Annotated in this window: 19 protein-coding genes; 8 read left to right on the forward strand and 11 right to left on the reverse strand. The window is 42.4% G+C overall.

Features of this window, described 5'->3' with window-relative positions; genetic code table 11:
• Positions 1–241: 241 nt before the first annotated feature.
• The 3 genes from CU635_RS04615 to CU635_RS04625 all read right to left on the reverse strand — a co-directional run bounded on the left by CU635_RS04615 (position 242) and on the right by CU635_RS04625 (position 2,538).
• Positions 242–1,009 carry a tyrosine-protein phosphatase gene (locus CU635_RS04615; RefSeq protein WP_101576009.1) on the reverse strand — a complete coding sequence of 256 codons (768 nt, stop codon included), beginning with the start codon at positions 1,007–1,009 and terminating at the stop codon, positions 242–244.
• Positions 1,010–1,106: 97 nt separating this feature from the next.
• A complete protein-coding gene (locus tag CU635_RS04620; protein ID WP_101576076.1) occupies positions 1,107–1,781 on the reverse strand; it encodes a CpsD/CapB family tyrosine-protein kinase in 675 nt (224 codons plus the stop codon).
• Between the two features lie 16 nt (positions 1,782–1,797).
• Positions 1,798–2,538, reverse strand: a complete 741-nt coding sequence (locus tag CU635_RS04625) for a YveK family protein (protein WP_101576010.1) — start codon at positions 2,536–2,538, stop codon at positions 1,798–1,800.
• Between the two features lie 224 nt (positions 2,539–2,762).
• On the opposite strand from CU635_RS04625, the gene CU635_RS04630 reads away from it, so the two are divergent.
• Both CU635_RS04630 and CU635_RS23230 read left to right on the forward strand, forming a co-directional pair.
• Complete coding sequence (locus CU635_RS04630; RefSeq protein WP_101576011.1) at positions 2,763–3,560, forward strand: SGNH/GDSL hydrolase family protein; 798 nt, start codon at positions 2,763–2,765, stop codon at positions 3,558–3,560.
• Between the two features lie 70 nt (positions 3,561–3,630).
• Positions 3,631–3,768 carry a hypothetical protein gene (locus CU635_RS23230; protein ID WP_180955606.1) on the forward strand — a complete coding sequence of 46 codons (138 nt, stop codon included), beginning with the start codon at positions 3,631–3,633 and terminating at the stop codon, positions 3,766–3,768.
• 134 nt (positions 3,769–3,902) lie between these two features.
• Here the strand turns inward: CU635_RS23230 and gloA2 are convergent, their stop codons facing one another.
• Entirely contained in the window at positions 3,903–4,292 is a 390-nt protein-coding gene (gene gloA2 / locus CU635_RS04635; protein WP_101576012.1) for an SMU1112c/YaeR family gloxylase I-like metalloprotein, read from the reverse strand.
• 243 nt (positions 4,293–4,535) lie between these two features.
• On the opposite strand from gloA2, the gene CU635_RS04640 reads away from it, so the two are divergent.
• On the forward strand, positions 4,536–4,763 hold the full coding sequence (locus CU635_RS04640) for a hypothetical protein (protein WP_101576013.1): 228 nt from the start codon (positions 4,536–4,538) through the stop codon (positions 4,761–4,763).
• A gap of 31 nt (positions 4,764–4,794) precedes the next feature.
• Here the strand turns inward: CU635_RS04640 and CU635_RS04645 are convergent, their stop codons facing one another.
• From CU635_RS04645 to CU635_RS24055, 3 genes are all read right to left on the reverse strand, one after another.
• Positions 4,795–6,792 carry a penicillin-binding transpeptidase domain-containing protein gene (locus CU635_RS04645; protein WP_101576014.1) on the reverse strand — a complete coding sequence of 666 codons (1,998 nt, stop codon included), beginning with the start codon at positions 6,790–6,792 and terminating at the stop codon, positions 4,795–4,797.
• Between the two features lie 413 nt (positions 6,793–7,205).
• A complete protein-coding gene (locus CU635_RS04650; protein ID WP_101576015.1) occupies positions 7,206–7,547 on the reverse strand; it encodes a hypothetical protein in 342 nt (113 codons plus the stop codon).
• A gap of 299 nt (positions 7,548–7,846) precedes the next feature.
• Positions 7,847–7,972: a hypothetical protein gene (locus CU635_RS24055; RefSeq protein ID WP_257985628.1), complete on the reverse strand. Its 126-nt coding sequence runs from the start codon at positions 7,970–7,972 to the stop codon at positions 7,847–7,849.
• A 203-nt stretch (positions 7,973–8,175) separates the two neighbouring features.
• Here CU635_RS24055 and CU635_RS04655 point away from each other — a divergent pair, with 203 nt between their 5' ends.
• The gene (locus CU635_RS04655) at positions 8,176–9,042 is read left to right on the forward strand and encodes a helix-turn-helix domain-containing protein (protein WP_101576016.1); all 867 of its coding nucleotides are present in this window, start codon (positions 8,176–8,178) and stop codon (positions 9,040–9,042) included.
• A 21-nt stretch (positions 9,043–9,063) separates the two neighbouring features.
• On the opposite strand, the gene CU635_RS23235 is transcribed toward CU635_RS04655, so the two are convergent.
• On the reverse strand, positions 9,064–9,213 hold the full coding sequence (locus CU635_RS23235; protein ID WP_180955607.1) for a YwzD family small protein: 150 nt from the start codon (positions 9,211–9,213) through the stop codon (positions 9,064–9,066).
• 125 nt (positions 9,214–9,338) lie between these two features.
• On the opposite strand from CU635_RS23235, the gene CU635_RS04660 reads away from it, so the two are divergent.
• Positions 9,339–10,388 carry a C40 family peptidase gene (locus CU635_RS04660; RefSeq protein ID WP_101576017.1) on the forward strand — a complete coding sequence of 350 codons (1,050 nt, stop codon included), beginning with the start codon at positions 9,339–9,341 and terminating at the stop codon, positions 10,386–10,388.
• Between the two features lie 455 nt (positions 10,389–10,843).
• Here CU635_RS04660 and CU635_RS04665 read toward each other — a convergent pair whose 3' ends face one another.
• Positions 10,844–12,136, reverse strand: coding sequence for an efflux RND transporter periplasmic adaptor subunit (locus CU635_RS04665; protein ID WP_101576018.1), 1,293 nt, complete (start codon positions 12,134–12,136; stop codon positions 10,844–10,846).
• A gap of 13 nt (positions 12,137–12,149) precedes the next feature.
• Entirely contained in the window at positions 12,150–12,812 is a 663-nt protein-coding gene (locus CU635_RS04670; RefSeq protein WP_101576019.1) for a hypothetical protein, read from the reverse strand.
• A gap of 446 nt (positions 12,813–13,258) precedes the next feature.
• Between CU635_RS04670 and CU635_RS04675 the strand changes: the two genes are divergently transcribed.
• Together CU635_RS04675 and CU635_RS04680 are read left to right on the forward strand one after the other, a co-directional pair.
• Entirely contained in the window at positions 13,259–14,887 is a 1,629-nt protein-coding gene (locus CU635_RS04675) for an SWIM zinc finger family protein (protein WP_101576020.1), read from the forward strand.
• Positions 14,880–17,693: a DEAD/DEAH box helicase gene (locus CU635_RS04680; protein WP_101576021.1), complete on the forward strand. Its 2,814-nt coding sequence runs from the start codon at positions 14,880–14,882 to the stop codon at positions 17,691–17,693. Before CU635_RS04675 ends, CU635_RS04680 begins: the two co-directional genes overlap by 8 nt.
• Before the next feature lie 461 nt (positions 17,694–18,154).
• Here CU635_RS04680 and CU635_RS04685 read toward each other — a convergent pair whose 3' ends face one another.
• Positions 18,155–21,937 carry a S8 family serine peptidase gene (locus tag CU635_RS04685; RefSeq protein WP_101576022.1) on the reverse strand — a complete coding sequence of 1,261 codons (3,783 nt, stop codon included), beginning with the start codon at positions 21,935–21,937 and terminating at the stop codon, positions 18,155–18,157.
• Positions 21,938–22,607: 670 nt separating this feature from the next.
• Here CU635_RS04685 and CU635_RS04690 point away from each other — a divergent pair.
• Complete coding sequence (locus CU635_RS04690) at positions 22,608–23,120, forward strand: acyl-CoA thioesterase (RefSeq protein WP_101576023.1); 513 nt, start codon at positions 22,608–22,610, stop codon at positions 23,118–23,120.
• The last annotated feature ends 498 nt before the right edge of the window (positions 23,121–23,618 follow it).

Below are 23,618 nucleotides of genomic sequence, written 5' to 3' on the forward strand. Positions count from 1 at the left end.
AATCCACGTTGTAGCACGCGCACTATCATTAGATATTTAAATGTAAGCGCCTCAATAATTTCGCTTAGTAAATCAAAATTTTTGGGGCATTTAACCCCTCCTCACACCACACCATTGACGACTGACGTCTAAGGCAAAAGTCGCTCTCTTGCCCACGGCATGATCGAGTGCCTCCATCGGTATCGGTTAGGAGACATTACCAAGAAGGTCTCAAAGACCCCTTAAATATTATTGGATTTTCTCAGAAAACACCTAAAAATTTCTTCTTTTTAATCTTTTCCGGCACTTCTTTGTACACTGTTTGCCCTTCGACAAGAAGCTCTGCATTTTCTGTAAAATAGTAAACCATGTCAACGCCATACCTTTTTTCAATTTCATCCAATGCTTCAACCATTTTAAACGATCGGGTTGAAACGTTGTGGGCATCGGATGAAACAAAATGGGCCAGATTTGCGTCTATTACTTGCAGGGAGAATTTTTTAATATTCTTTCCAAAGTGACCGGCTACGCTTGCGGCGGTTACCTGTGTTAACGCGCCCTTTTTGACAAGCTGATAGAGAAGTTCGGGATGTTCGATGATTTCCTGGTTTCGTTCCGGATGGACAATGATCGGTACTAACCCCTTTAACTGTATATCAAATAATAATCGCTCCGCATATCGGGGAACATGTGCAGAGGGGAATTCAACGAATAAATAACGATTTCCGTTATTTATCGTTAAAATTTCTTCTTGTTCGTAATCTTCCAACATCTCACCGTAGATTCTTGTTTCTTGTCCCGGCAGGATCTGAACCGGGACGACTGCCTCTTCAAGTGCCTTATTTAATTCAGTCACTTTGGCTAATATATCTTTTTTCACGTTACTGTATTTGCCGTTCTGATGATGAGGGGTGGCAATGATGGTTCTAATTCCTTCCTGATATGCGAGCTTTGCCATCGCAATACTGTCGTCGATCGTTCTCGCACCATCGTCAATACCCGGAAGGATGTGGCAGTGGATGTCAATCATCGGTGTCTTTCCCCCTCTTTGTTTTGTAAAAACATTACCAATCTATCATACTACCATTCGGAAAAAGTTGTAAATAGCGAACGATGTCGATTCTTGCTTATTTTGTTCCATAGTAATAATAATAGGCAGAATCCTTGGCTTTTTTGTTGTTCAGGACTACCCCCATTAGCTTTCCTTTTGCATTGATCAGCAATTCCTTTGATTTCTGTGCATGATCGATTTCTGTTTTCCCGCTTGACACAACCAACAATGTTCCGTCGCATTTGTTGGCGAGAATTTGCGCGTCCGTAACCGCTAAAACAGGCGGTGTATCAAATAGGACCATATCAAATTGCTCATAGGCTTTTTCAAGCATTTCATCCATTGCGTTTGATCCGATCAGTTCAGCCGGGTTCGGCGGTACAGGGCCGCTCGGAAGAATAAACAGGTTTTTCTCGCCGGACTCTGCCGCTGCTTCCATTAAGCCGGTTTGTTTTGTCAGGACCGTTGTCAGGCCAAATGTATTGGTTAAGTTAAACGTATAATGCACAGTCGGTTTTCTCATATCGGCATCGATAAGAAGCACCTTTTTCCCCTGCTGGGCGAACACAACAGCCAGGTTGGCAATCGTTGTCGATTTACCTTCTCCCGGACCGGATGATGTGACCATTAGAGAGCGGATGTCTTTGTCTACCGTTGAAAACTGGATATTGGTGCGGATTGTCCGGTATTGCTCGGAAATCGGTGATTTTGGATCCAGCTTTGCGATTAATTTACGTTTATGCTCAAACATTTTTGCTTTTGTGATTTTAAGAGCCAATTGTTTCACCTCTCAGCTTTGCTTTTCGATCTGCACGGGAGCGGATATCTTCTTGTTCGTCTATTTTCGTAATCACACCTAATACCGGCAGCTCCAACAGCTTTTCGATGTCCTGTTCCGTTTTAATCGTGTTATCGAGATATTCCAATAGAAAGGCGAGTCCGACTCCTGCCATTAGCCCGACAACCATGGCAATCGCGATATTCAACAATGGATTTGGTTTTACAGGAGCCTGATTATCTGTGATAGCCGCGTTTGCTAAAATGCTGACATTATCGACATTCATAATGCTGACGATTTCTTTTTGAAATACTTCAGCTACTTTATTGGCAATTTCGGCAGCCTGGGATGCATCCTCATCTTGAACCGTTACATTGACAACCTGCGAATTTTGTTCACTTTGCACGGTGATTTTTTCATTCAACTGGCCGACTGAAATATCCAAGTCCAGTTCTTTCTTGACCAATTCAAGAATGGCAGGACTTTTAATAATCACGTTGTATGTATTGATTAATTGCAGGTTTGTTTGAACTTCACTTACGTTATAAAGTGCCTGCTCATCTTTATTTTGATTGACTAACAGCTGGGTTGAAGCCTGATAGATTGGGGTTAAGATAAAGTAACTGATGACCGCACTGACGGTAACGGCAACAATCGTGATTATCACGATTAAATTCAGTCGTTTCCTAAGGGTTTGAAATAATTCTCTTAAGCTGATCGTCTCTTCCATTTGTTCCTCCAAAAATTCTTGATAAATAATAGTAGTATTATATCATAATATGTTGTAAAATTTTGTGTTTGTTGGCATAATCTTATTAGTTTAAAATCAAATTATGCAATATCTTCTATTAAATAATATTTCGAACCTTTTTAATAGTTATTTTTTGTGCATGGGAAATATTTCCGAAAAATAATGTTGACGTAGATTATAAATTTTTGGGGGTCACTCGTCTGATGAAGGCTATTTTTACTACTATACTGGCAATTTGCTGTGCCATTATTTTAATAATGGGACAAATTTATTGGAACGAAAAAACAACTGTTTCGGGGAATAATCAGGCGAGAGCTGTTCCGTCTCGGGTAGAAGAGACCGCTCCGCCTGTTACAAATAAAACGAAACGTTCTGACTCCGATTATTTAAACCTTGCCGGTAACTGGCCGGAATCAAGTCAGGAACGGTTTAAAACAACATTGGCTGAAAAGCAGCCTTTTAAAATCGTCTTCGCTGGTTCGGAAGCTCTGTCACTTGAAGATAATGGCTGGCCAATTTTGGTGAAGGAAAAAATCGAAGCTGCTTACGGGAAAACAGTTACTGTGTATTCGATTCAATACGGTTTGAACTCAATCGATTTTATCAATCAGGAAAGCCAGGCGGAAATCGTGGCTGAAAAGGCTGATATGGTTATTTTTGAACCATTCACTTTATTGGATAACGGTGTTGTTGAGCTCAGTCAATCGCTGCAGAATATCAGCACCATCATAGCTGACATTCAAGCTGCAAACGAACACACGGTGATTGTTTTACAGCCACCGCATCCTCTCTATGCAGCCCGTTATTATCCCGTCCAGGTCGAGGAACTGAAAAAGTATGCTGCACAAAACGGGATCACGTATCTGGACCATTGGACGGCCTGGCCTGACCAGCAAAACGAGGAGCTCAAAAGGTATTTGTCGGAGGACCAGAGCAGGCCTAATGAAAAGGGTCATGAGGTTTGGGCTGGATTTATTGAGGACTTTTTAATCAAAAACTAGTAGCGCAATAGTACTAATCATTGCCACTAGAACCATAATTTAATAAACTAACTTTAGGGAGGAGATAACTATGAGAACAAGAGCCCGAAAAAGGGAAACCTTACTTATTGATGATATTAAATACGCGCTAACAACTGTTTTGCTTCATGTTACCTTCTATTCCTTGATCATTTTTATCCTGATATTTTTTATGGAATGGCTCGGTTAAATACACAGCATGTGTACTCGTTCGGAGATAATAATACATAAAAAACTAAATCCCCTCACGTAGACGTATGGTCTGTTTTAAGGGGATTTTTCAATGCTGAAAATCACATACATTTTCTCGCTATATGACATCGTTCATATTACTTCATACAACTCCAACGGCAGGGCGTCCGGGTCGCGGAAAAAGGTAAATTTCTTTCCTGTTAGTTCATCCACTCGTATCGGTTCTGTATCAACTCCATGCTGTTTAAGATATTCAACATTTTCTTCAATGTTAGACACAGAAAAGGCAAGATGACGCAATCCGCATGCTTCGGGTCCAGTTGGACGTTTGACTGGGTTTGGAAAAGAAAATAATTCGATCTGCCCTGTTTCGCCAATGCGCAGATCCAGTTTATAGGAATCACGTTCTGCTCGATACGTCTCCTCGATCACTTTGCAGCCCAATATATTTATGTAGAAATGCTTTGATTTTTGATAGTCAGAACAAATAATTGCGATATGATGAATATGATTGATTTTCAAGTCCGAACACTCCTTTTATCCATTTTATTTATCAATATGCCCCTCGCTTGTATGGTTTGATTTTATCATTGCTATAACATGGATTAAATACTAAGTTCGATGATCGCTTACCGAAATCACTAAAAAAAGTTAACTCCCTTCCAAACTAAGTCAACTCGAAAGATATTAAAATTTTGTATAACATGTTCTCCCGTAAGCCATACTAAAGATTATGATTAATCAAGTAGGGAGGGATCTTCGGATATGAAGTGGATTGTTAGGAATGGATTGTTACTCTATATCATTCTGATCTTTTTAACAGGGCTGTTCCTGGCCATTTTCGAAGAGAAGATTAATCTATCTTCATCGATATGGACGATTCTTCTCTTGTCCTATTTTTTGCTGCTTAGCATTTATATTGGTGTTGGACAACGAAATGCGAAGCGTACGAACGATAAAGCTCATGAAACGGAAAAAACCCCTTTCGAGTGATGAAAGGGGCTTTTTCGTTAACACGACATTATTATTGCCTGCTGCTTTGGAAAACATTTTTCACGCGGCTGACTACTGGCTTTGATCCGCCTTTATTTTCCACGCCTTCTACCATCATGGCGATTAGTAAATTCGGATTTTCAACATTGTATGCGACAAACCAGCCGTTTTCCGTTCCTTTTTCGCCCTGTTTTTCTTTTAGTTCAGCTGTTCCGGTTTTTCCGGCAAGCGGATAACCGTCGATCCGGGCAGAGTGCGCTGTACCGCTCGGGTCTTCGACCACTTTTCTTAACGAATTATTGATTTGCGCTAGTACCGACTCATCAACCAGGTTTTCTTTCAAAGGCTGCGCTGTTTGCTCGTCTGCAAGCAAAATCGGTCTAATCATCGTCCCGTTATTCACAAAAGGTGTATACGAAGAGGCTAAATGGACGATGTTCATTTCGATATGTCCTTGTCCGTAGCCTGAGTCAGCGAGACGGACTTCGTTATCAAGCTCGCCGATTTTAGAGTTTTCCAATGGGAATGCATAGCCAAACTCCTCTTCAAAGCCAAAACTGTTTAATCCTGCTGTTAACTTTTCTGCTCCGAGCGCCAAGGCAGCCTGGGCAAAATAAATATTATCCGAGAGGAGCAAGGCGCGATCCAAGTTAACCGGACCGTTCGGGTCGGTTACTCTCGTAATCTTGTAGCTTCCCCATGAGTTGTCTTTTTGCCATTGCAGCCCATCGACTTCCATCTGCTGCTCAGGTGTAATCGCACCTTCTTTTAAGCCGATTGCGGCCGTGATCGGCTTGATGACAGATCCCGGTGCATATGTTTGCTTAAAACGGGTCGTCAATGGCTTCTGCGGGTTTTCTTCAATAGACTTCCAATATTGTCCCGTTGCGCCTAAAGAAATCGTGTTCGGATCAAATGCAGGGCTGCTGACAAGCGCCAATGTTTCTCCGGTTACCGGGTTCATTGCTGTACCGGTGCCTGCTTCGCCGGCGAGCTCATTGAACATCGTGCTTTGCAAACCGATATCGATCGTCAGCTTGACGTTTTCGCCATTGGCGACTTCTTTTTCGGCCAGCAGCACTTCAGAGCCGTCTTCTTTCTTAATATAGATTTTTGAACCGTTCTGTCCCTTCAATCTTTCCTCGAGAACCTGCTCCATTCCTCGTTTGCCGATCACATCATTGCTCGAATATCCTTTACTCGCTAATTCCTTGAGCTCCTCGGCAGTTACCGGCCCTACGTAACCGACCAACTGTGCAGCCGCGTCCTTGTAAGGATAGACACGGGCTGGAACATCTTTTTTGAGTACTGATGGAATTTCCATCAACTGTGCAAGCAATTCTTGATTCTCCACGGGTATTTTCTTGATAGGCACAAAGTAATCCGGCTGGACCCACTCGGCATTCAAAGCCTTGTCAATCTGGGCGGCTTCGATTCCAAGCAAGCCCGCCACTCTGGAAATAATATCTTCGCGGTTTCCTTCCATTTGCGCAGGCACGATACCGATTTCAAGGGCGGTCCCGTTGACCGCAAGCCCATTATCATTTCGGTCGACAATCTCGCCTCTTACCGACGGAACCGATGAGAGTCCAATTTTATCCCCCGCTCCAAGCTCAGGAAAAATAAACGTCGTATCCCAATCGACAAACCAGTTCTCTTTCTCATTCTGGGTCTCCTGTTTCAACGGAGCCTGGTGCTTAAAGGAAATAGGGCCTGCCAAACTGTTCATTTTTGCCGAGAATGAAAATTTAGTTTCTTCCCCTTCTGCTTTTTCTTCAGGAGGGTCAAATTTGATCTTTAAATCTGATATTTCGAGATCAGTATAGACTTTTTGATAGCGCTCGACATACTCTTTCTTTGTTACCGCTTCTTTCGCATCAGCGGTTAAATAATCGTACATGTCTTCAAATTTTTGCTCATTCCACAGTTCAACATACTTGCTGAACCGATCCTCCGGAGTCGGGTCGTTATTGCAGCCGGCCAGTAACGCCGCAAGGGCAATTACGAAAAAATAAATAGATTTCCTCAAGGTTCTCCCCCTCTGTCTGAAATTCCCATTCTATCTTTCTATTTTAAAAAACATTCGACAAAATCTCAAATCAAAAAGGCCGGCTGAAGTTTCAACCAACCCCTTAATTATATTCAAACATAAATTAAACATGAATAAAAGTCCGTAGAATGATCCCCAATTAAGCCCCTTTGTCATTTTTTCCGTAAAGATAGCGGGACCAAAAATAATTAACCGCTTCTTCAAGAACGACCATAAACAAAAAAACACCGATCGCCGAATATAGCCAAATCATCATGTTCATTTCTCCTCACTGGACTTTTTCCCTTCTCTTAATTAGACGGAAAAGCGAGATTTGGAGTTTCAAATATTTGTCAACCTTTTTCGACAAAAAAAGGGATTATCCACAAGCTGGTTGGCAGGATAATCCTTTTCTACTTTTGCACTGAGTAACGCGACTTAAGATAGTTTATAGAAGGTTCTTGATCCACAAAGCATTTTTGAACGCCGATCAATTCGAGAAACTGATAGATTTTTTCCATCGAAACCGTTTTATACTCTTCTGTAACCGACAGCCGATCAAGCCGTGCGACAGTTTCTTTTACTTGCTCGCTTTGATTTTTATCAACTTCATATCTTGTGCTGAATCCTTCTGTGGTTGTATAAATGACAGCCTCGCCAATTTTGTGGTGTTCTTGCTTAAAATGAAATGAGAAAATGATCGCACACTCGTCTTCTTTAAATGTGGGGAAGACATTCATTTCGATATCTTTCAATTTATACACCTCTTTTGGGAAAAGGATTTATTTTACTTTAACAGAAGTGAAAAAATCATGTTTTTCAGTTATATAGCGTTTTTTTCGCTGATTATCGGTGTTACCGGCTTCTATTCCACTGTTTTCAGCTATTTATATAATTATAAGCATATTTTTCCTATGTAAATGTTAGTAACCTATAAATTTGTATAAAAAGGCCGCCTTGTTTCCAAAGCGGCAAAAGGAGATTAAAAGGTATTGTTCGTAAAACAGATAAAACATACTGGGTGAATAAGATTAGAAAGCTGCAGCAGAAATTCTTAGTAAACTGTTGGAAGCTCGTGATACACTGTTGGAAGTTCGTTAGTTCCAACACTGGATCCAACAAAGCCAGCGCCAAATACGATGGTCATTACAGCTAAAAACACGATGAATCGTTTTTTCATGACAAGCCCTCCTTCAAAATCATTTGATTTTTTGCTAAGCTTGAGGTAGTAACAATTGCTTACAAGCCTATTAAAACATAATTAGAAATTTGATTGATTCTGGATTAGGAGCGTTTATAGCCGATTTTTTTGTAGTTTTCTGCTGTTTCCTTTCCTTTTTCTAAAATAATATAACTCTAGGCATATTTTCGGGATGTGGAATAATGGATTTTTTAGCGATTGGTGAAAAAATTAAAGAATTACGGAAGCTTATGGGGTTGTCACAAACAGAATTAGCAAAGGGTATTTGTACCCAGGCGCAAATCAGCAAAATCGAAAAAGGGGATGTATTCCCGTTCGCCTCGACCCTGTACTTAATCTCACAGCGGCTTGGCGTTGATGTAAACTACTTTTTCAATATCGGCACTACACCGAGGCTCGATTATGTTCAAGAGGTGACCCGCCTGTTAAACAAAGCTCGCCGCAATATCGACTATCAGGGAATCAAGGAGATTATTAATTCTGAAGAAAATAATCCGTTATTTTCGCAAAACCGGAAAAACCAGCAGCTGTTATTATGGCATAAAGGAATTTGTGAATATGAATTAAACAAAAACCTGACAAAAGCGTTTATTCTTCTTGATGAAGCGATTTTGCTGACCCATGAAAAGGTCTGGAAGGAACGGGAAATCGAAATCGAAATTTGCAAAGGCAATATCTACTTCGAAGAAAAAGAATTGGATGCTGCGTTGGACGTCTACCTTCCAGCAAAAGAACATTTAGAACTGCTTCCCCATGTACAGGACGAAACGATCAAAAGCAGGGTTCTATATAACACAGCGCGTACGTTCACAAGGCTGCAGCACTACAAAGCTTCAAACGATGCCTGCAAAGAAGCAATCGACTGGTGTTTGGAACGGGACAATCTGTACTTGCTCGGGGAATTCCATTACCATATTGGTTACAATTATGAGCTGCAAGGCGATTTTTCATTGGCAAAAACCTATATGGAAAAGGCATTGATTATCTTTGAACTGCAAAAGGTTGATAAGTACATCCATTTTATAAAGAGCAAAATAAAAAAATGGTGACTGAATCAGGTCACCATTTTTTTAGATTTTTCTAGAAAAAATGAGTTGCAAGTCCAATTCGAGTTCTTGAAGTATTTGATCAACCGTTATGTCCTTTTCGTTCAAACCTTTTTCGTACGCTTTTTTGATAATCTCAGAAAAGCAGTCTTGGTCCTGTTTGCTATCAATCATTAGTCTATCTTCCTTTGCATTTTTTTAAATCTTGCTGAAAAGTTTGTCAATTATTGCATTTATTAGACGAAACATGTGATAAAATAGTTGCAATAATAGAAAAAAAGGAGTGAATATCAAAGATTATGAAAAAGAAACTGGCTTCACTGGCTACTGTTGCTGTACTAACCACTGGCTTCTCGGCTACTGTTTCCGCCAATACATACACGGTTCAAAAAGGGGATACCCTTTCCGCGATTGCGAAAAAAAAGAATACAAGTGTCGCCGAACTTAAGCAGATTAATAGCTTGCAGTCAGATTTAATATTGATCAACCAACAGTTAAAAATTTCACAAACCGCCAACGTCCCCGGACAAAGTGTACAGCCCCCTGTTTTACAAACAGCACAAACGTATACGGTTGTGAAGGGCGACACATTGATTAAAATTGCGAACCAGCACGGCATCAGTCTGGCTGAGCTTTCCTCATGGAATAACCTTAAAGACCATCTCATCTACCCAGACCAAAAACTGCTTGTTTCCAGCCCATTGAACACAGGCCCGGCTGTCGTTTCGACGCCGCCACAGGTGTCTGCTCCTCCTGTACAAGCTGAGCCTGCAAACGTAATGGAATACGTTATAAAACCGGGTGATACTTTAGGACATATCGGCAGAAGCTTTGGCGTTTCGGTTCAGCAGCTAAAAACCTGGAATAATCTTTCCTCAGACCTTATTTATGTCGGCCAAAAGTTAAAGATAACTGCAACAGCTGCTGCTCCAGTGGTTGCTCCCAATCTGCCGCCGGTTGTCGTACAGCCTTCAAATCCCGTTAGTGAGGTTTCAGGCTTATTAAATACAGCTAAAAGCTTGCTCGGAACCCCGTATCAGTGGGCAGGTTCCGCACCGGGAGGATTTGATTGCAGCGGTTTTATTTTTTATGTTTTTAAGCAATCAGGCAAACAAATCTCCCGCTTATCGTCAGAAGGATATTACAACCGCTCTTATTATGTAAACGAACCGCAACCAGGTGATCTCGTATTCTTTGAAAATACATATAAAGCAGGAATCTCGCATATGGGAATTTATCTCGGAAACAACGAGTTCATCCATGCCAACTCATCGCAGGGCGTCTCAATCTCGAACCTTAATAATAGCTATTACCAAAGCCATTTTGATGGCTTTAAGAGATTCTATTAATTTTTTAGCTGCACCTGCCGACTAGTTGGCGGGTGTCTTTTTTACTACGGACTGCTTATTGCTAGATGTTGACCGCGAAGCTCGAATTTTACGGATGGATGCTACATAGTCAGTCTTTCTTCGATCATAAATATGGTTTTCACTCGTAAATTTCGTTTTTCGTTCGTAAATTTGGGTTTCCGCTCGTAAATCCGGTTTTTCGCACGTAAATTTGATTTTTCGCTCGTAAATCTGGTGTTCCGCTCGTAAATCCGATTTCGCGACTATAAATATTGAGTGCTCAACTATAATCTATCTGCCTTTGTTATCTGAAATTATATAATCGAATTTGCTGTTCTCTTAATACACACAATGAGGAACATTTTTTGCGCACTATCTTTATTACCACTCATTTCACAATCGTAAACCTGCTCTTACAAAAAAATCCCTCTCTGATAAAAGGGATCAAATCCTGCTCACATTTGCAAAAATCCTGTAATAACATATTTGATATAATCCTTTTTATTTAATTGTTTGAACGCTTTTTGGCTCCATTTTCCTGTTTCCACCGGGGTATAGAAAGGAGCTTTGTTACGCAGCTTGGAAGTTGATTCGAGCACGATGAATTCGCCCTGTTTCACTCCTTTGATAATTTCTTTCGTGCCGTTTACTTCCAATCCTGGCTGGACAGCTCGCCTGCTTAATTTGCCGTTCTCGGCCATTACATAGACACTGCCTTTTCTTTTGATGCTTGCCGCCGGGACGGTGAGCGCATCTTTTGCTTCCTTCGTTATTAAGGTGACATCAACATTGGAGCCATGCACCAGGCCTTTAAAGTTTTCTTCAAGATGAATTTGAAACGGATAGCTGCTGGCTTGGCCATTTTCGGGATTGTCTGAAGCAAAGCCGGCGATCTTCTCGACAGTGCCTTCACGTTTCCCACTCACAATCGGAGAGGTGACAGACGCCTTCATTCCTTCTGACAGCTTCAAAAACTTGTCTTCAGGCAACATACCCTCTACTTTTTGCTGGTTCGATATGATCGTTACAATTGGATTGCCCAAATCATGGCGCACACTCTTTACCCAGCCATCCAGCTCACTGTTGACGGTCATCTCTGTTAAGCCTTCCTCAAGCGCCGTTATGATTTCCTCATACTTGACGATTTCAGCTTCAAGCTCCGCAATTCTAAGCTCTTTATTGAGAATTTCTTGCTGGATTGAATAGTTTATCACTTCGTTCGAGCTGTTGCCGGACCCGTATGAATCGGCGGAATCAAAGTCATCGGATGTGTCATCGAACGAGTCGGTTGAGTCATCGAATGAACTGGATGAATCATAAGAGTCGTAGGAAGAAGTATCAGACTGGAGAGACTCCAGCTCCATGATATGGTCATCGAGGCGGGAGATCTCCTCTTCTGCACGGGTAATTTCCGCCTCGAGATTACTAATCTCATTCTCCGTATTACTCGAAGAATATTCGATTAACGGTGTGCCCGATTCGACTGCATCGCCTTCTTCTACTAAAATATCGCTCAAATCTCCGCGTTCTTTATTAAAATAAACATGAAATTCCTCAAACGGGGCGACCTTGCCGGTAGCTTTCATTGTTTCACTCAAGTTTTGTTGTTTCACGGTTGTCCACTTTTCGACGCGCGCCGCCCTGGTAATTTCACTTTCGCTTTTAAAAATTAAATAGAGATTGGCTGAAAGGAACAAGATTAAGCCGGCAATCAGTGAGGTTTTTTTCCAGTTTATTCTCCACTTCAAGATTCTCCCCTCCTTACAAAACCTTTTCAAATTCTATGTATGCAATAAGAGCTGAAAATAACCAGGCTGCGAGATTGATAGAGATGATCATTAATAGAAGGATTTTTGAATTTTTATCGGATAATAATTTAACAGCTTTATATTGAAGGGCCATGCTCCATATCTTGAAAACTGTTATCGAGGCCAGAAAATAAACAAAAAACGGATGGATCGAAAGATATTGCGCGATAACTCCCAATGAAAAAGGCGAGGAAAATTGATCGAGACCAAATGTAATTTGGAAAGGAATCAATATTAATTTTTCAACTAACAAAATAAGCAGGACGAACATTTGGACAACAATCAGCTTTTTATATTCGGTATCGGTGAGTGTCCAAAAAAACAAGGAAGGGACAAATAAAACCAAAGCTGCATAAAATAGGCCCCAAATGATCTGACCGACAGCAAAGAGTGCCTTATGCGCTTCGAATTCGCTAATCGGCAGCTGTGTTATTTCTTTCGATAAAATTTCCGTTCCTATGCCTGTATATGTACTGATCCCGAAAATCAACATGCTTGCCAGCACTAATAGAACTGCACGGTTCCACAATCCCGTGACCCGCTCCGCCTCAGTCAATTGGTAGAAAAATCGGGCTGGATCCCGCAAGCCTTTGGTAAGCTTATTTTGAAAAAACATGACAGGTCCTCCAAATAGGTATTCTGCTATCATTTTAACCTAAAAGCTAAATAATGGTAAATGTAAATGGTCTCATATCTCTCAATTAATTCCACTTAAAATGGAGAATTTAGGAGTGGATTATTTATTAATTCTTTTATAAATCAGCTTATATCATTGAAATTAGTTTTTCTCCTATATTAAAACTTTCAATTGAACGAATTTCATATAGCATTCTTTAAGTGAAAAACGAACAGTTACTTAAAATTAAGCGTTCGTTTCCTACGGCATACTCCTGATATCTAGACAACTTCATTCGTTTTTCGGTTTAGCTTGTTATATTGTGTAATTGACTTAATTGTTAGTTCTTTGTTTCGTTATTCGCTCTTCCGCTCCTAAACCCCTGCTTTTTTAGGTATAATAAAAGAATATGACTTTTTGGACTGCAACAACGGGAGGTTCTTTTCATGACTGTAGTTCCTGATTACTATATAGAGCTGCTCCAGTTTGGAGCGGCAAAAATGAACGATTTGCTGATCGCCGGGGATGAAAGAGACGACAAGCTCGTCCAAAAAGGGTTTATGCTTTACCGGCAAGGACTGGTTTCTAAACTGAAGATGGACCAGGAGATTGCTCATGCCTCTGTTCAGGATGTAACGCCGGCTCGGGTCAACCTCGACCTGAGCTTTCCGGAGCTGAGTGAATGCTCTTGCCCCGGTGAAGGGATTTGCCGCCATCAGCTCGCAGTTTTTTTCCAGGCCTATTCCCATGTCGGGAGTGTCGCCGAATGGATTGAAGAGTGGCGCCAGCCAGTGAAGGATAAGAAGGCTGCGGCAACTTGGGGCATGCAGCGGGCCAAGGATTTATTAAAATCAACCGGCAGCTTAAAACCTGATTATGATAAGTGGGTCAACGCTTTTACGGAAAGCTTTAATTCGATTATGACGGGAAACGGCGAACCGAAGCCTTATGTATTTAAAGAGCTTTTTGAAGTTTATGTGAGGCGGCTCAGAGCCGGTGCCCCGGTTGAAGCAGAATGGCGGACCCTTTATGAACTTGTTGGAGCCTTGCATGCTTTTAGCAATGTATCAAGGATTAGTAAAGATTTTGGCCATACAGAAGAAATGATTAACCGCTATTACAGACATGTCTCCCATTTCTTAATAGAAGAAATTGAGGATGCGGTCAATAAATTGTCGATTCATTCTTTGCCGTTTGCATTTGATGCTTTTGTGTCGAGGCTAAAAGACGACTCGATCCTGCTCCTCGAAGATGAAAATGAATCCGCCTTTTGGTATGAAGGGATTTATTTATATCGGTTCCTGTGGACAAATTTTTTCAAGCGCGGCGGTTGGCGCGACCAGGAAACGGCCAAGCTTGAGAAGCTTAGCAAAATAAACGGTTCGATTTCATTGAGTATCGGGCTTGCTCATCAATATGTGCTTACAAGTAAAGATGAAGCTGCTCTCGACATTTTGAATTCTCTTGGCATGGAAGCAGCCCCTTATTACCTTGTTTGGCTCGAAATGCTCACCGGCCAAAAAGCGTGGAAAAGGATGGTTCCTTATACCGAACTTTTTATCCAATACTTAAGGGAATATGTCCGATCGCTAAGGGAGTATCGTGTCAGCCGCGAATTTACTGAACTATCGCTTCGTGCAATTATGCGATTTTGCACAGAGAACGGGCGCACGGATCTTTATGAACGGGCCCTGTTGTATACTCTGCCATACAGTTATATGGAATATGAACAATTCTTATTTGAACACGGCCTTTATGAAAAATGGGGTGAGCTCATCTCTTATATCGGCTTCGACATCGGCTTGGTTTCAAATGAGCGTATAAAGCCGATCCAGAAGGAGAGCCCGTCGGTCCTCCTTCCCCTTTACCATCAATCGATTCAAAAGAATATTGATATGAAAAGCAGGGGCAATTACCAGGAGGCGGTCCGCTATTTGAAAAAACTGCGGACGATTTATAAAAAAATCGGCCTGGTCAGCGAGTGGGAAGAATTTATGGAAGAGTTGCTCTTCAGGACTAAACGGCTGCGCGCCTTTCATGAAGAATGTAAAAGGAGTAAACTGATCCATGCTTAAAACGAGGTATTTAAAAATAAATGTTCAGACTATCAATGACAACCGTTATTTAATAACTGCTGAGGATGAAGCGGAGGAGCTGCTCGACCCGGGCAAATGGAAGAGCCTCTTGTTCCACCGCCATGAAGAAAGCTATTTCGGAACCGTTCTTGATATAGAAAGGCATCAAGGCATTTTGGGTATTGCCGTGAACGGTTGGCAGCTGGCAACCTTGTTTGCAAAAGAACAATTCAACCGGTTAATCGAGTGGGACTGGAATGAAACGGCTGAACTTTGCATTGCGGCTGCCCCCGCCGTTCATGAGGCGATCGTCGAAAAGGACTGGATCCCCGATTTTGCTGCATGGGAACAGGAGAGCTTTCAGTGGGCGCTACCCGAGCGTGTTTACAAAGAATTTGATCCGTCCTTCTGGGAGCATTCAGAGCCGGTTCCTGTCCGCCCGTTCATTCATGAGTGGTTTGCCCGCTCCCTTGATGCGTATCTGAGCCGGAACCGGGGTATGAAAGAGCTTTTCGAAAAAAAATTGGAGATTTTGAAAAGCAACCAGATCGATGCCAGGCAGCTTGCCGAGTTTTTTGATGAAGATAGATGGGCGGAGTGGATCGGGATTAAAAAAGATACGGCGCCATTCACAATCGGACTGCGGCTGCAAGAGCCTGAGGAAGTGGATGATGAATGGAGTTTGGGTGCTTTTCTTCGCGATAAAAATAATCCGGACACGATTGTTGACGTCGATGACCGTTCAGCCTATCCGCACAAATGGAAGCTTCACGCAGAAAAAATTGATCGTGAACTCGAGCGGTTCGCCCTGCTTGTTCCGTCATTAAATAAACGTGATCGCTTCCGAAACACCTTAAGCGAAGAAGAAGCCTGGTTTTTCCTGACGGAAACAAGTGAGCTCCTGCTCGCTCTTAGCGTTGAAATTTTGCTTCCAGCCTGGTGGCACGCAATGCAGGCCGCCAATTTAAAAATAAAAGCTCGTTTAAAAGGGACAGGAAGCCATCGCCCTTCATTTGTCGGATTGTCTGCGATGCTTGACTATGACTGGCGCTTTTCGATGAATGGTGTTGACCTTTCCGAGGAGGAATTCAGCAAGCTTGTTGCCGAAAAGAGACGGCTTGTCTATATTCGCGGCCGCTGGATCAAGCTTGATCCGCAGTTCATCCGCCAGATCCAGGACTTAATGAAAAAGGCGGAAAAAGAAGGCCTTCACGTCCGTGACCTGTTGGAGCAGCAGCTTGCAACGGATGAGGATGAAGCAGGGACAGATCTTGAGAATCCAAAAGCGTTTGCCCGCATTCAAATTGAACTGAACCGGCAATGGAAACAAATGATCAAACAGCTTTCGGAAATAAAAGAGATTCCTGCTGAACCGGTCCCTGAGGCTTTCAACGGGGAACTGCGCCCTTACCAGGTGCTTGGGATGAGCTGGCTCCTCTTTTTGCGAAAATACGGATTTGGGGCGGTTCTCGCCGATGACATGGGGCTCGGAAAAACAGTCCAGCTGATTTCCTATTTGTTAACCGTAAAAGCTCAGGAAAACTCCGGGGCTGCATTGATCGTCTGTCCTACCTCCGTGCTCGGCAACTGGCAAAAAGAGCTTGAGAAGTTCTCGCCCGGCCTCAATGTGTACCTTCACTATGGTCCAAACCGTTTAAAGGGTGACGCATTCAAGGAAAAAGCAGCTGAGGCTGACGTCATGCTGACATCGTATGGGCTTATCAATCTCGATCTTGAGGATTTTGAATCGTTATCGTGGAGTTCGATTTCGATTGATGAAGCACAAAACATTAAAAACGCCCAGACGAAGCAATCGCGGGCCGTCCGCAAGCTAAAGGGGCTCCACCATATTGCGTTAACGGGGACACCGATGGAAAACCGCCTGTCCGAGCTGTGGTCGATCTTTGATTTTACAAACCATGGCTATCTCGGCAACCTTGGCCAATTCCAAAAGCGCTTTGTCATCCCGATCGAAAAGGACGACAAGCAGGAGAAGGTTAAAGAATTACAAAGGATGATCAGGCCATTTTTATTGCGGCGAACAAAAAAGGATGAAGAGGTTGCCCTTAATTTGCCGGATAAACTCGAGCAAAAGGAATATTGCCCGCTCACAGCGGAACAGGCATCTTTGTATGAGCAGCTCATCCGCGATACCTTTGCCGAGATCGAACAGCTATCGGGCCTTGCACGAAAAGGTTTAATCCTGCAAATGCTCAGCCGCTTAAAGCAGCTTTGCAATCACCCGGCCCTCTATTTAAAAGAACAGAAGCCGCAACTGCTGCTTGAACGCTCCGTGAAGCTAGAGAAACTGGCTGAGCTCGTCGAAGCTGTTCTTGAACAGAAGGAAAGCTGTTTAATTTTTACCCAATATATTGAGATGGGTGAAATAATCCGTACACTGTTGGAGAAAAAATATAACTTGAAGATTCCGTTTCTAAATGGGAGCGTTCCGAAGAACCAGCGGGACGACATGATCCAGCGTTTTCAAGAGCACGAATTCCCCGTCTTCCTGTTGTCCTTGAAGGCAGGAGGAACCGGCCTGAATTTGACGGCCGCCAACCACGTGATCCATTACGATCGCTGGTGGAATCCGGCCGTTGAAAACCAGGCAACCGACCGTGCCTACCGGATCGGACAAAAGCGTTTCGTCCACGTCCACAAACTGATCAGCACCGGAACGCTTGAAGAAAAAATCGATGCCATGCTCGAAAAAAAGCAGACGCTCAACGACCAGGTGATCCAAAGCGAAAGCTGGATTACCGAGATGTCCACTGATGACCTCCGCGAGCTCGTGCATCTGACGTAAAGATGGATTGCAATTAGACTAGTAGTGTCAGCGGGAACATAAAAAAGGGTTACTGAGGCTTCTAATTGAAGCAGAAATGGCTAAATTCGGCCTAAAAGTCGATTCCAAAACGATATTGCACATGTAGCGGTCCTATCTGCAGCAAAAATCTTTACTGCAGTTCTGTAGCCGAGAGATGATTTAAGCGAAAAATAGCGTCATTTAAGCGAAACCCGCTTCGATTCAAGCGAAAAGTCCGCTGATTCAAGCGTTAAAATCATGATTTAAGCGAAAACAAGGTTTATTTAAGCGAAACGGTAAAATGCAATACCTAACTGGTACAGGTGGTACATTGAAATGGACCATCGAAAAAGTTATAAATTCCTGCAACGCGACAAAAAACGGCTGCCAAGACGTGACCTGGCAGCCGTTTTTGTTATTTTTTATCGCTTACGCAGTCTTCGTTCCGGTGTTTTTTCCGTTTACCAACGCTTTGGAGCTCTTTCTCCTTTTTTCAGCTTATACAGTTCAACTTTTTTAACCGTTTTATTGCCGGCCAGATCGACTGCTTCAAATTCAAAAACGTTTTCACCTTCGACGAGCTCAAGCTCTATATTCCTGAACGTTTTTTCGAAGCTGCGCATCTCGTATGGTTCTTTAAACTCCTGGTAGAAAATTTCGCTTCCATTCAAGGAGAAGCGGATTTCATCAAAGTTATCCTTAACGGTTACATCGACTTTCGGATTTCTTTCATTATACTTAATAAACCTGTTTGACGGCACTCCTTTTACGGTAACGCCCGGTGCTGTCGCATCTACGAGGACAGAACGCTTAAAGACCGTTGTATTGTTGGCATTGTCAATTGCCTTCACTTCAAAGGTTTGGAAGCCATCCTTTAAATTAAGCGTAGTATTAAAATCGTATTGTTTTTTAGCTTCATTGTACGTTACTTCAACAGGCTGCCCGGCAATAGTGAATTCCTTTAAGCCTGACTGTTCAACAATGCGTCCCGTGAAGTTGATGTTGTTTGTATTATAGATGGCTAATGCAGCCGGATTCTCAAGGTATACCTCTGGATTGGTCTTGTCACTGCTTTCACCGGCAACCGTCACTGTTGCAGCATTTTGGTTACCGGCATTATCAACTGCAACGACCGTTAAGACTGTTCCTGGCTCTACAGTTTCAGGAATTGCAAACTTCGTTGTATCAGCGCTTAGCGGCTCTGTTAAAATTGATTTTTCACCGGCAAGGATATCCAAATACGAAACTCCTGCTCCGCCTTGATTGTCTGCCGCTTCGATCGCTACAGCTGTGTTGCCGTCAGTTAATTCGGCTTTCACGCTTGGCTTTGCCGTATCGATTTTGACAGGAATTTTCACACTTTGCCATTCTGCATTTGCAAAATCGACGACTGAGCGGATTTCATAGAAATACTGGCCGTCTTTCGCAAGGCGGTTATTAATTTTTCCGTCCCAGGCCCGGTTCGCATCAAGCGTATAATTGGCACCGCGGCCGCCATCATAGTAATGCTTGGTGATGCTTCGCTCAGTCCGCAATGTTCTTAGTGTCTTGCCTTTTTCATCGACGATTGCAAACTTAACTTCATTCGCGTTTCTTAGGAACGAAAGAACCGGAATGATTTGTTCCTGTGCATTATCACCGTTTGGTGAAATGGCAATCGTGTCAGAGCGGAATTTGTCTGTGACCGGATCATAACCAAGGTAGTTATAGTTTGTACCACTTTTAGTTACGGCCCCGCTCATTCCGTAGAATGACTTTTCATCATATTTCATGCCATCGAGAACAGGAGCTTTGTCCCAGTCTCCTTTAAAGCCTACATAAGGCACAGTTAGCTCTGCATTTGTGTCTGTCGGATCCGTTAATGTCACGTATCCTTCGACAAAGTATCCGTTCGGGAATACTTCATTTATCGCAACCGGTGTGTCCCAATTGCCGGTTTTTGATGGATCAACCACTTTTGCGTTGCTGACGTCGACTTGGACTTTGAAAGTCACTGATTTGTTTGCCGGCACAGTTATGACCGCATTGTCTGCCCCGTTTACTTTAACAGAGGCATCCAGTATCTTTTGTGCTTCAAGTGCATTCGGACTCCAGCCCAATTCACCGTAAGCGGCAAAGTCCGTTTGCAGATTGGCTGCCACATTATAATCGACAGCGCTGTCGTTGTAGTTTTGTGCTTTTAGCGTGAATTCGAATTGATCGCCCACCTCTTTTAGGGCAACCTTCGCTTCATTTGTCTTTGCCTCCGTTACAATAACAGGAGTTTGCAAGGCAGAATGGAGCTGCATAATTCCAGCACCTTGGCGGCGTGGGGAGTATGGAAGTTCCCAGCCGAACGCAGCGTTGACAGTTCCCTGATCGGTGACTTGCTGTGCTGTATTCATCATTAGATTTTTGGCGACATTGACGCGGTCAAATCCGGTTACGCCGAATTCATTGTCTACTCTTTCAAGAACTAACGCAGCACCCCCGGAAACATGTGGAGCAGCCATTGACGTTCCACTCATCATTCCGTACTGGTTGTTTTCCAAAGTAGAGTAAATTTGCCCACCTGGAGCCGTAATTTCCGGTTTGAAATCAAGGTTTGGCGTTAAGCCCCATGATGTGAAATCACTCATTTTTCCGGCAGCAGGATTGGTTGCTTTTGTTTTTTCGCCGGTAAAGGAAACCGTTACGGCTTCACCAGCGGCAATCGCAGCCTGGAGCTTATCGCCATCATTTTTCAGCATAAATAGCTGCGGAATTTTTATGGCAGCATCTGTGGCCATGCTGACATAGCCATCGGCATTATTGTAAATAATCACACCTAATGCTCCGCCATTTTGCGCGTTAATTGCTTTTTCCACAAATGTAATGCTGCCCCGCTTAATCAGCGCGTACTTTCCGGCAACATTGGCCGCAGCCACTTCTTCCGGTGTTCCAAGACCGGCATAGGCAAGTTCAAACGTCTTTTGTGGTACATCGTTTGGATGGACACTGCTTGCTGATAGGAAAGCAGCTTTTCCAGTCTCGTTTCCAAATGCATAAGTGGCTGCATCCAAATCCATAAATTGATTTTCTATCGATGCAACCTGTAAGGAATCATAGGAAACCCCTGGTGATCCGGATACACCGATATCAGGATTTTCGGTGAACGGATTTGCGAATCCATTTCCAAAGTGAGCGGAGTTTCCTGCTGAAATCGACATTAAGATTCCGTTGTCAACCGCGCGCTTAATCGCTTTCTGCTCCGCATCCTCAGGTCTGACAAAACCTGCTGTTGAACCAAGGCTCATGTTAAGAACGTCAGCGCCTAAAACGATCGCATCATCGATTGCTTTAACGTAAATGTCGCCCCAGGTGGATGGCATATTCGGGTCATTGCCGAATACCTTTAACGCGAGCAGCTGTGCTTCCGGCGCAACCCCTTTAATGCCGCCATTTTTCTCGTCACCGTTTGCACCAACCGTACCACCTACGTGCATACCGTGCATCGATGCACCAGGAGCAATATCCTGGATGACGTGGTTTTGATCCATATAGTTATAGCCGTATGGAACTTTTTCCGTATAATATCTTCCAATGAGGCCATTTTCATTTTTGAACTTATTGACTTCCTCACTTGTTAGATCCTGTTCAGTAGTGTCAGAAAGAACCATGTCTTTATGGGATGGATCAAGACCGGTATCAATGACGCCGACCACCATGCCTTCCCCTTTAAATCCGTAGTCTCTCCAAGCATCCTGAGCCTGGACAAGTTCTTTGCTGTAAAGCATTTCCGGCTTTTCTTGCGGGCGTGTATACTCATGAACGATATGTACTTCCGATACTTCCGGCATTTCTCTGACCGTTTCGATATCCCCGTACATGACATCCGCACTAAATCCATTTACAATCGTCGTAAAACTTTCATGCTCAACGAGTTTTACTTTCGATTGTTTGGCGCGGTCTTTCACTTTTTTATGTTCGGATAATTTTTCAGCTTTCAATTGCTTTTTTGTTGCTTGCGCAAGTTCTTTTACACGTTTCCCTTGCTTTTGTGCGTAGAGAACGGTCGGCTCGGTTTTCATTTCTACGATAACCCTGACGATGTCTGTGCTCTTGTACTGCTTTTCAAGTTCTTCACTCTTAATTTGCTGAACCGTTCTCTTGTTTTCCTCTCCTTTTGTGCTCTTTGCCTTCTCAGGAACAGCTGCCCCTGAAGCCGCACTAGAAAAAGCGAGAAGTAGAATCAAAAAGACCGGTAAAATCCGCTTGACCTTCATGCTTTACCCCCTTCACAATTTTCAGAATTTTAGAGATAAATAAAAGGTAACATATCCTTTTTTTTGAAGTTAGGTACAAAAGTAACGTTTATAGATTGCTAGATATAGGTAAAAACAACCATTTTGTGAGAATAGAAGATAGATTTGAGATGTGGGGAACTCTGAATCTTGGTTGGTGATTATATTTGTGGGTTGCGCTGACATTGTATATTCAGCGCAGATTGTTTGGATCGGTTCGTTTCGCGGATATATCGGGTGTTTCGCGGATATATTATGTTTTTCGCGGATATATCATGTGTTTTCGCGGATATATCATGTGTTTTCGCGGATATATCATGTGTTTTCGCGGATATATCATGTGTTTTCGCGGATATATCGGCTGTTTTCGCGGATATAATTTTTCTAGTGAATACACTATTTAATTTTCACAGATATCAAGGTTCCTGTGTGGATCATTTTGTTGTGTTTGTCGTGATTTAGGCTTGTACAAGAGATATTGCGGTCTCAGCACGAGTAGATAGTAACTGTTACCGCAAATTTCTATGACTTTTCAAGCAAAATCAGCTTCTTTTTTGCAAAAAAGAAATTTAATTTGATTAACTAGTGGTAGTAATGGTAGAAATTATATAATGTAATCTATACAAAGTTTTAAATGACAAAGGGGATTAATATGACAAACACACCGAATAGCAAACCTTGTTCTGAATCAAGGGTATTCCAGACAAACAGAGTGATGCCTCCAGATACGAATAACCATCAAACATTATTTGGCGGCAAGTTGATGGCTTCTATAGATGTAGTCGCGTCTATTTCGGCCGCTAAACATTGCAGATCAGAATGTGTAACAGCTTCGATGGATTCTGTTGATTTCTTGCATCCAATTCGGCCAACCGATGCGGTCCATTTGGAATCGTTCGTTACTTATACAGGCAGCAGTTCCATGGAAATTTTCGTGAAAGTAATCGCTGAACACTTGATCAACGGGGAATCAATTGTCGCAGCTACCAGCTTTCTCACATTTGTTTCTTTAGATGAAAAAGGGAAACCAAAACGAGTGCCACAGGTATATCCCGAGACCGAAGAAGAAAAATACTTGTTCAATTCCGCGGAAGACCGGATGAAACAGAGGAAAGCACGAAGGAAATTAAGCGTTTATCTTGCTGAGCAGATTGAGAAGTATTAAGTTTTAGTACAAGGTTGATTTGCAAAAACTAATAAGCCGGAACATTGCGATAGCTAATTGAAACAAATTTTATTTAAAAATTAGTTCTAAAGTTTCGTTTACTGTTTCCGAGTTTAAGTCTCTTATATCAAGGATTATCCTAGCTACCAATTTATGTATGATTTATTCTTATAATATACATTAATACATAGTGCAAGACACTATGCATTATTTTCTCTTTAAACTTATAATATACAAATAATTTTGAAATTTAAACAGAGCTTGTTATTTTTAAAAATATAAAGCAAGTCGTGAAGTTTTCATATCTAATCTTTAAAACAAAAAAATCCGGCAAAAAGCACCGGATCTAAAAAAGAGGCAGTATTTCGAAGAGTTGTATTGGTTCTTTATTTTGAAGGTTTTTGGAAAGGAAGTTAGGAGAAAAAAATTAGAAGAGATTTTTGTGGTTACTGAGATGTGGTTATTCTTTTTCGAGTCTTGCTATTTCGGGGTAACTTT

The sequence above is a fragment of the Bacillus canaveralius genome, from assembly GCF_002860125.1.
GTDB lineage: Bacteria > Bacillota > Bacilli > Bacillales > Cytobacillaceae > Bacillus_BJ > Bacillus_BJ canaveralius.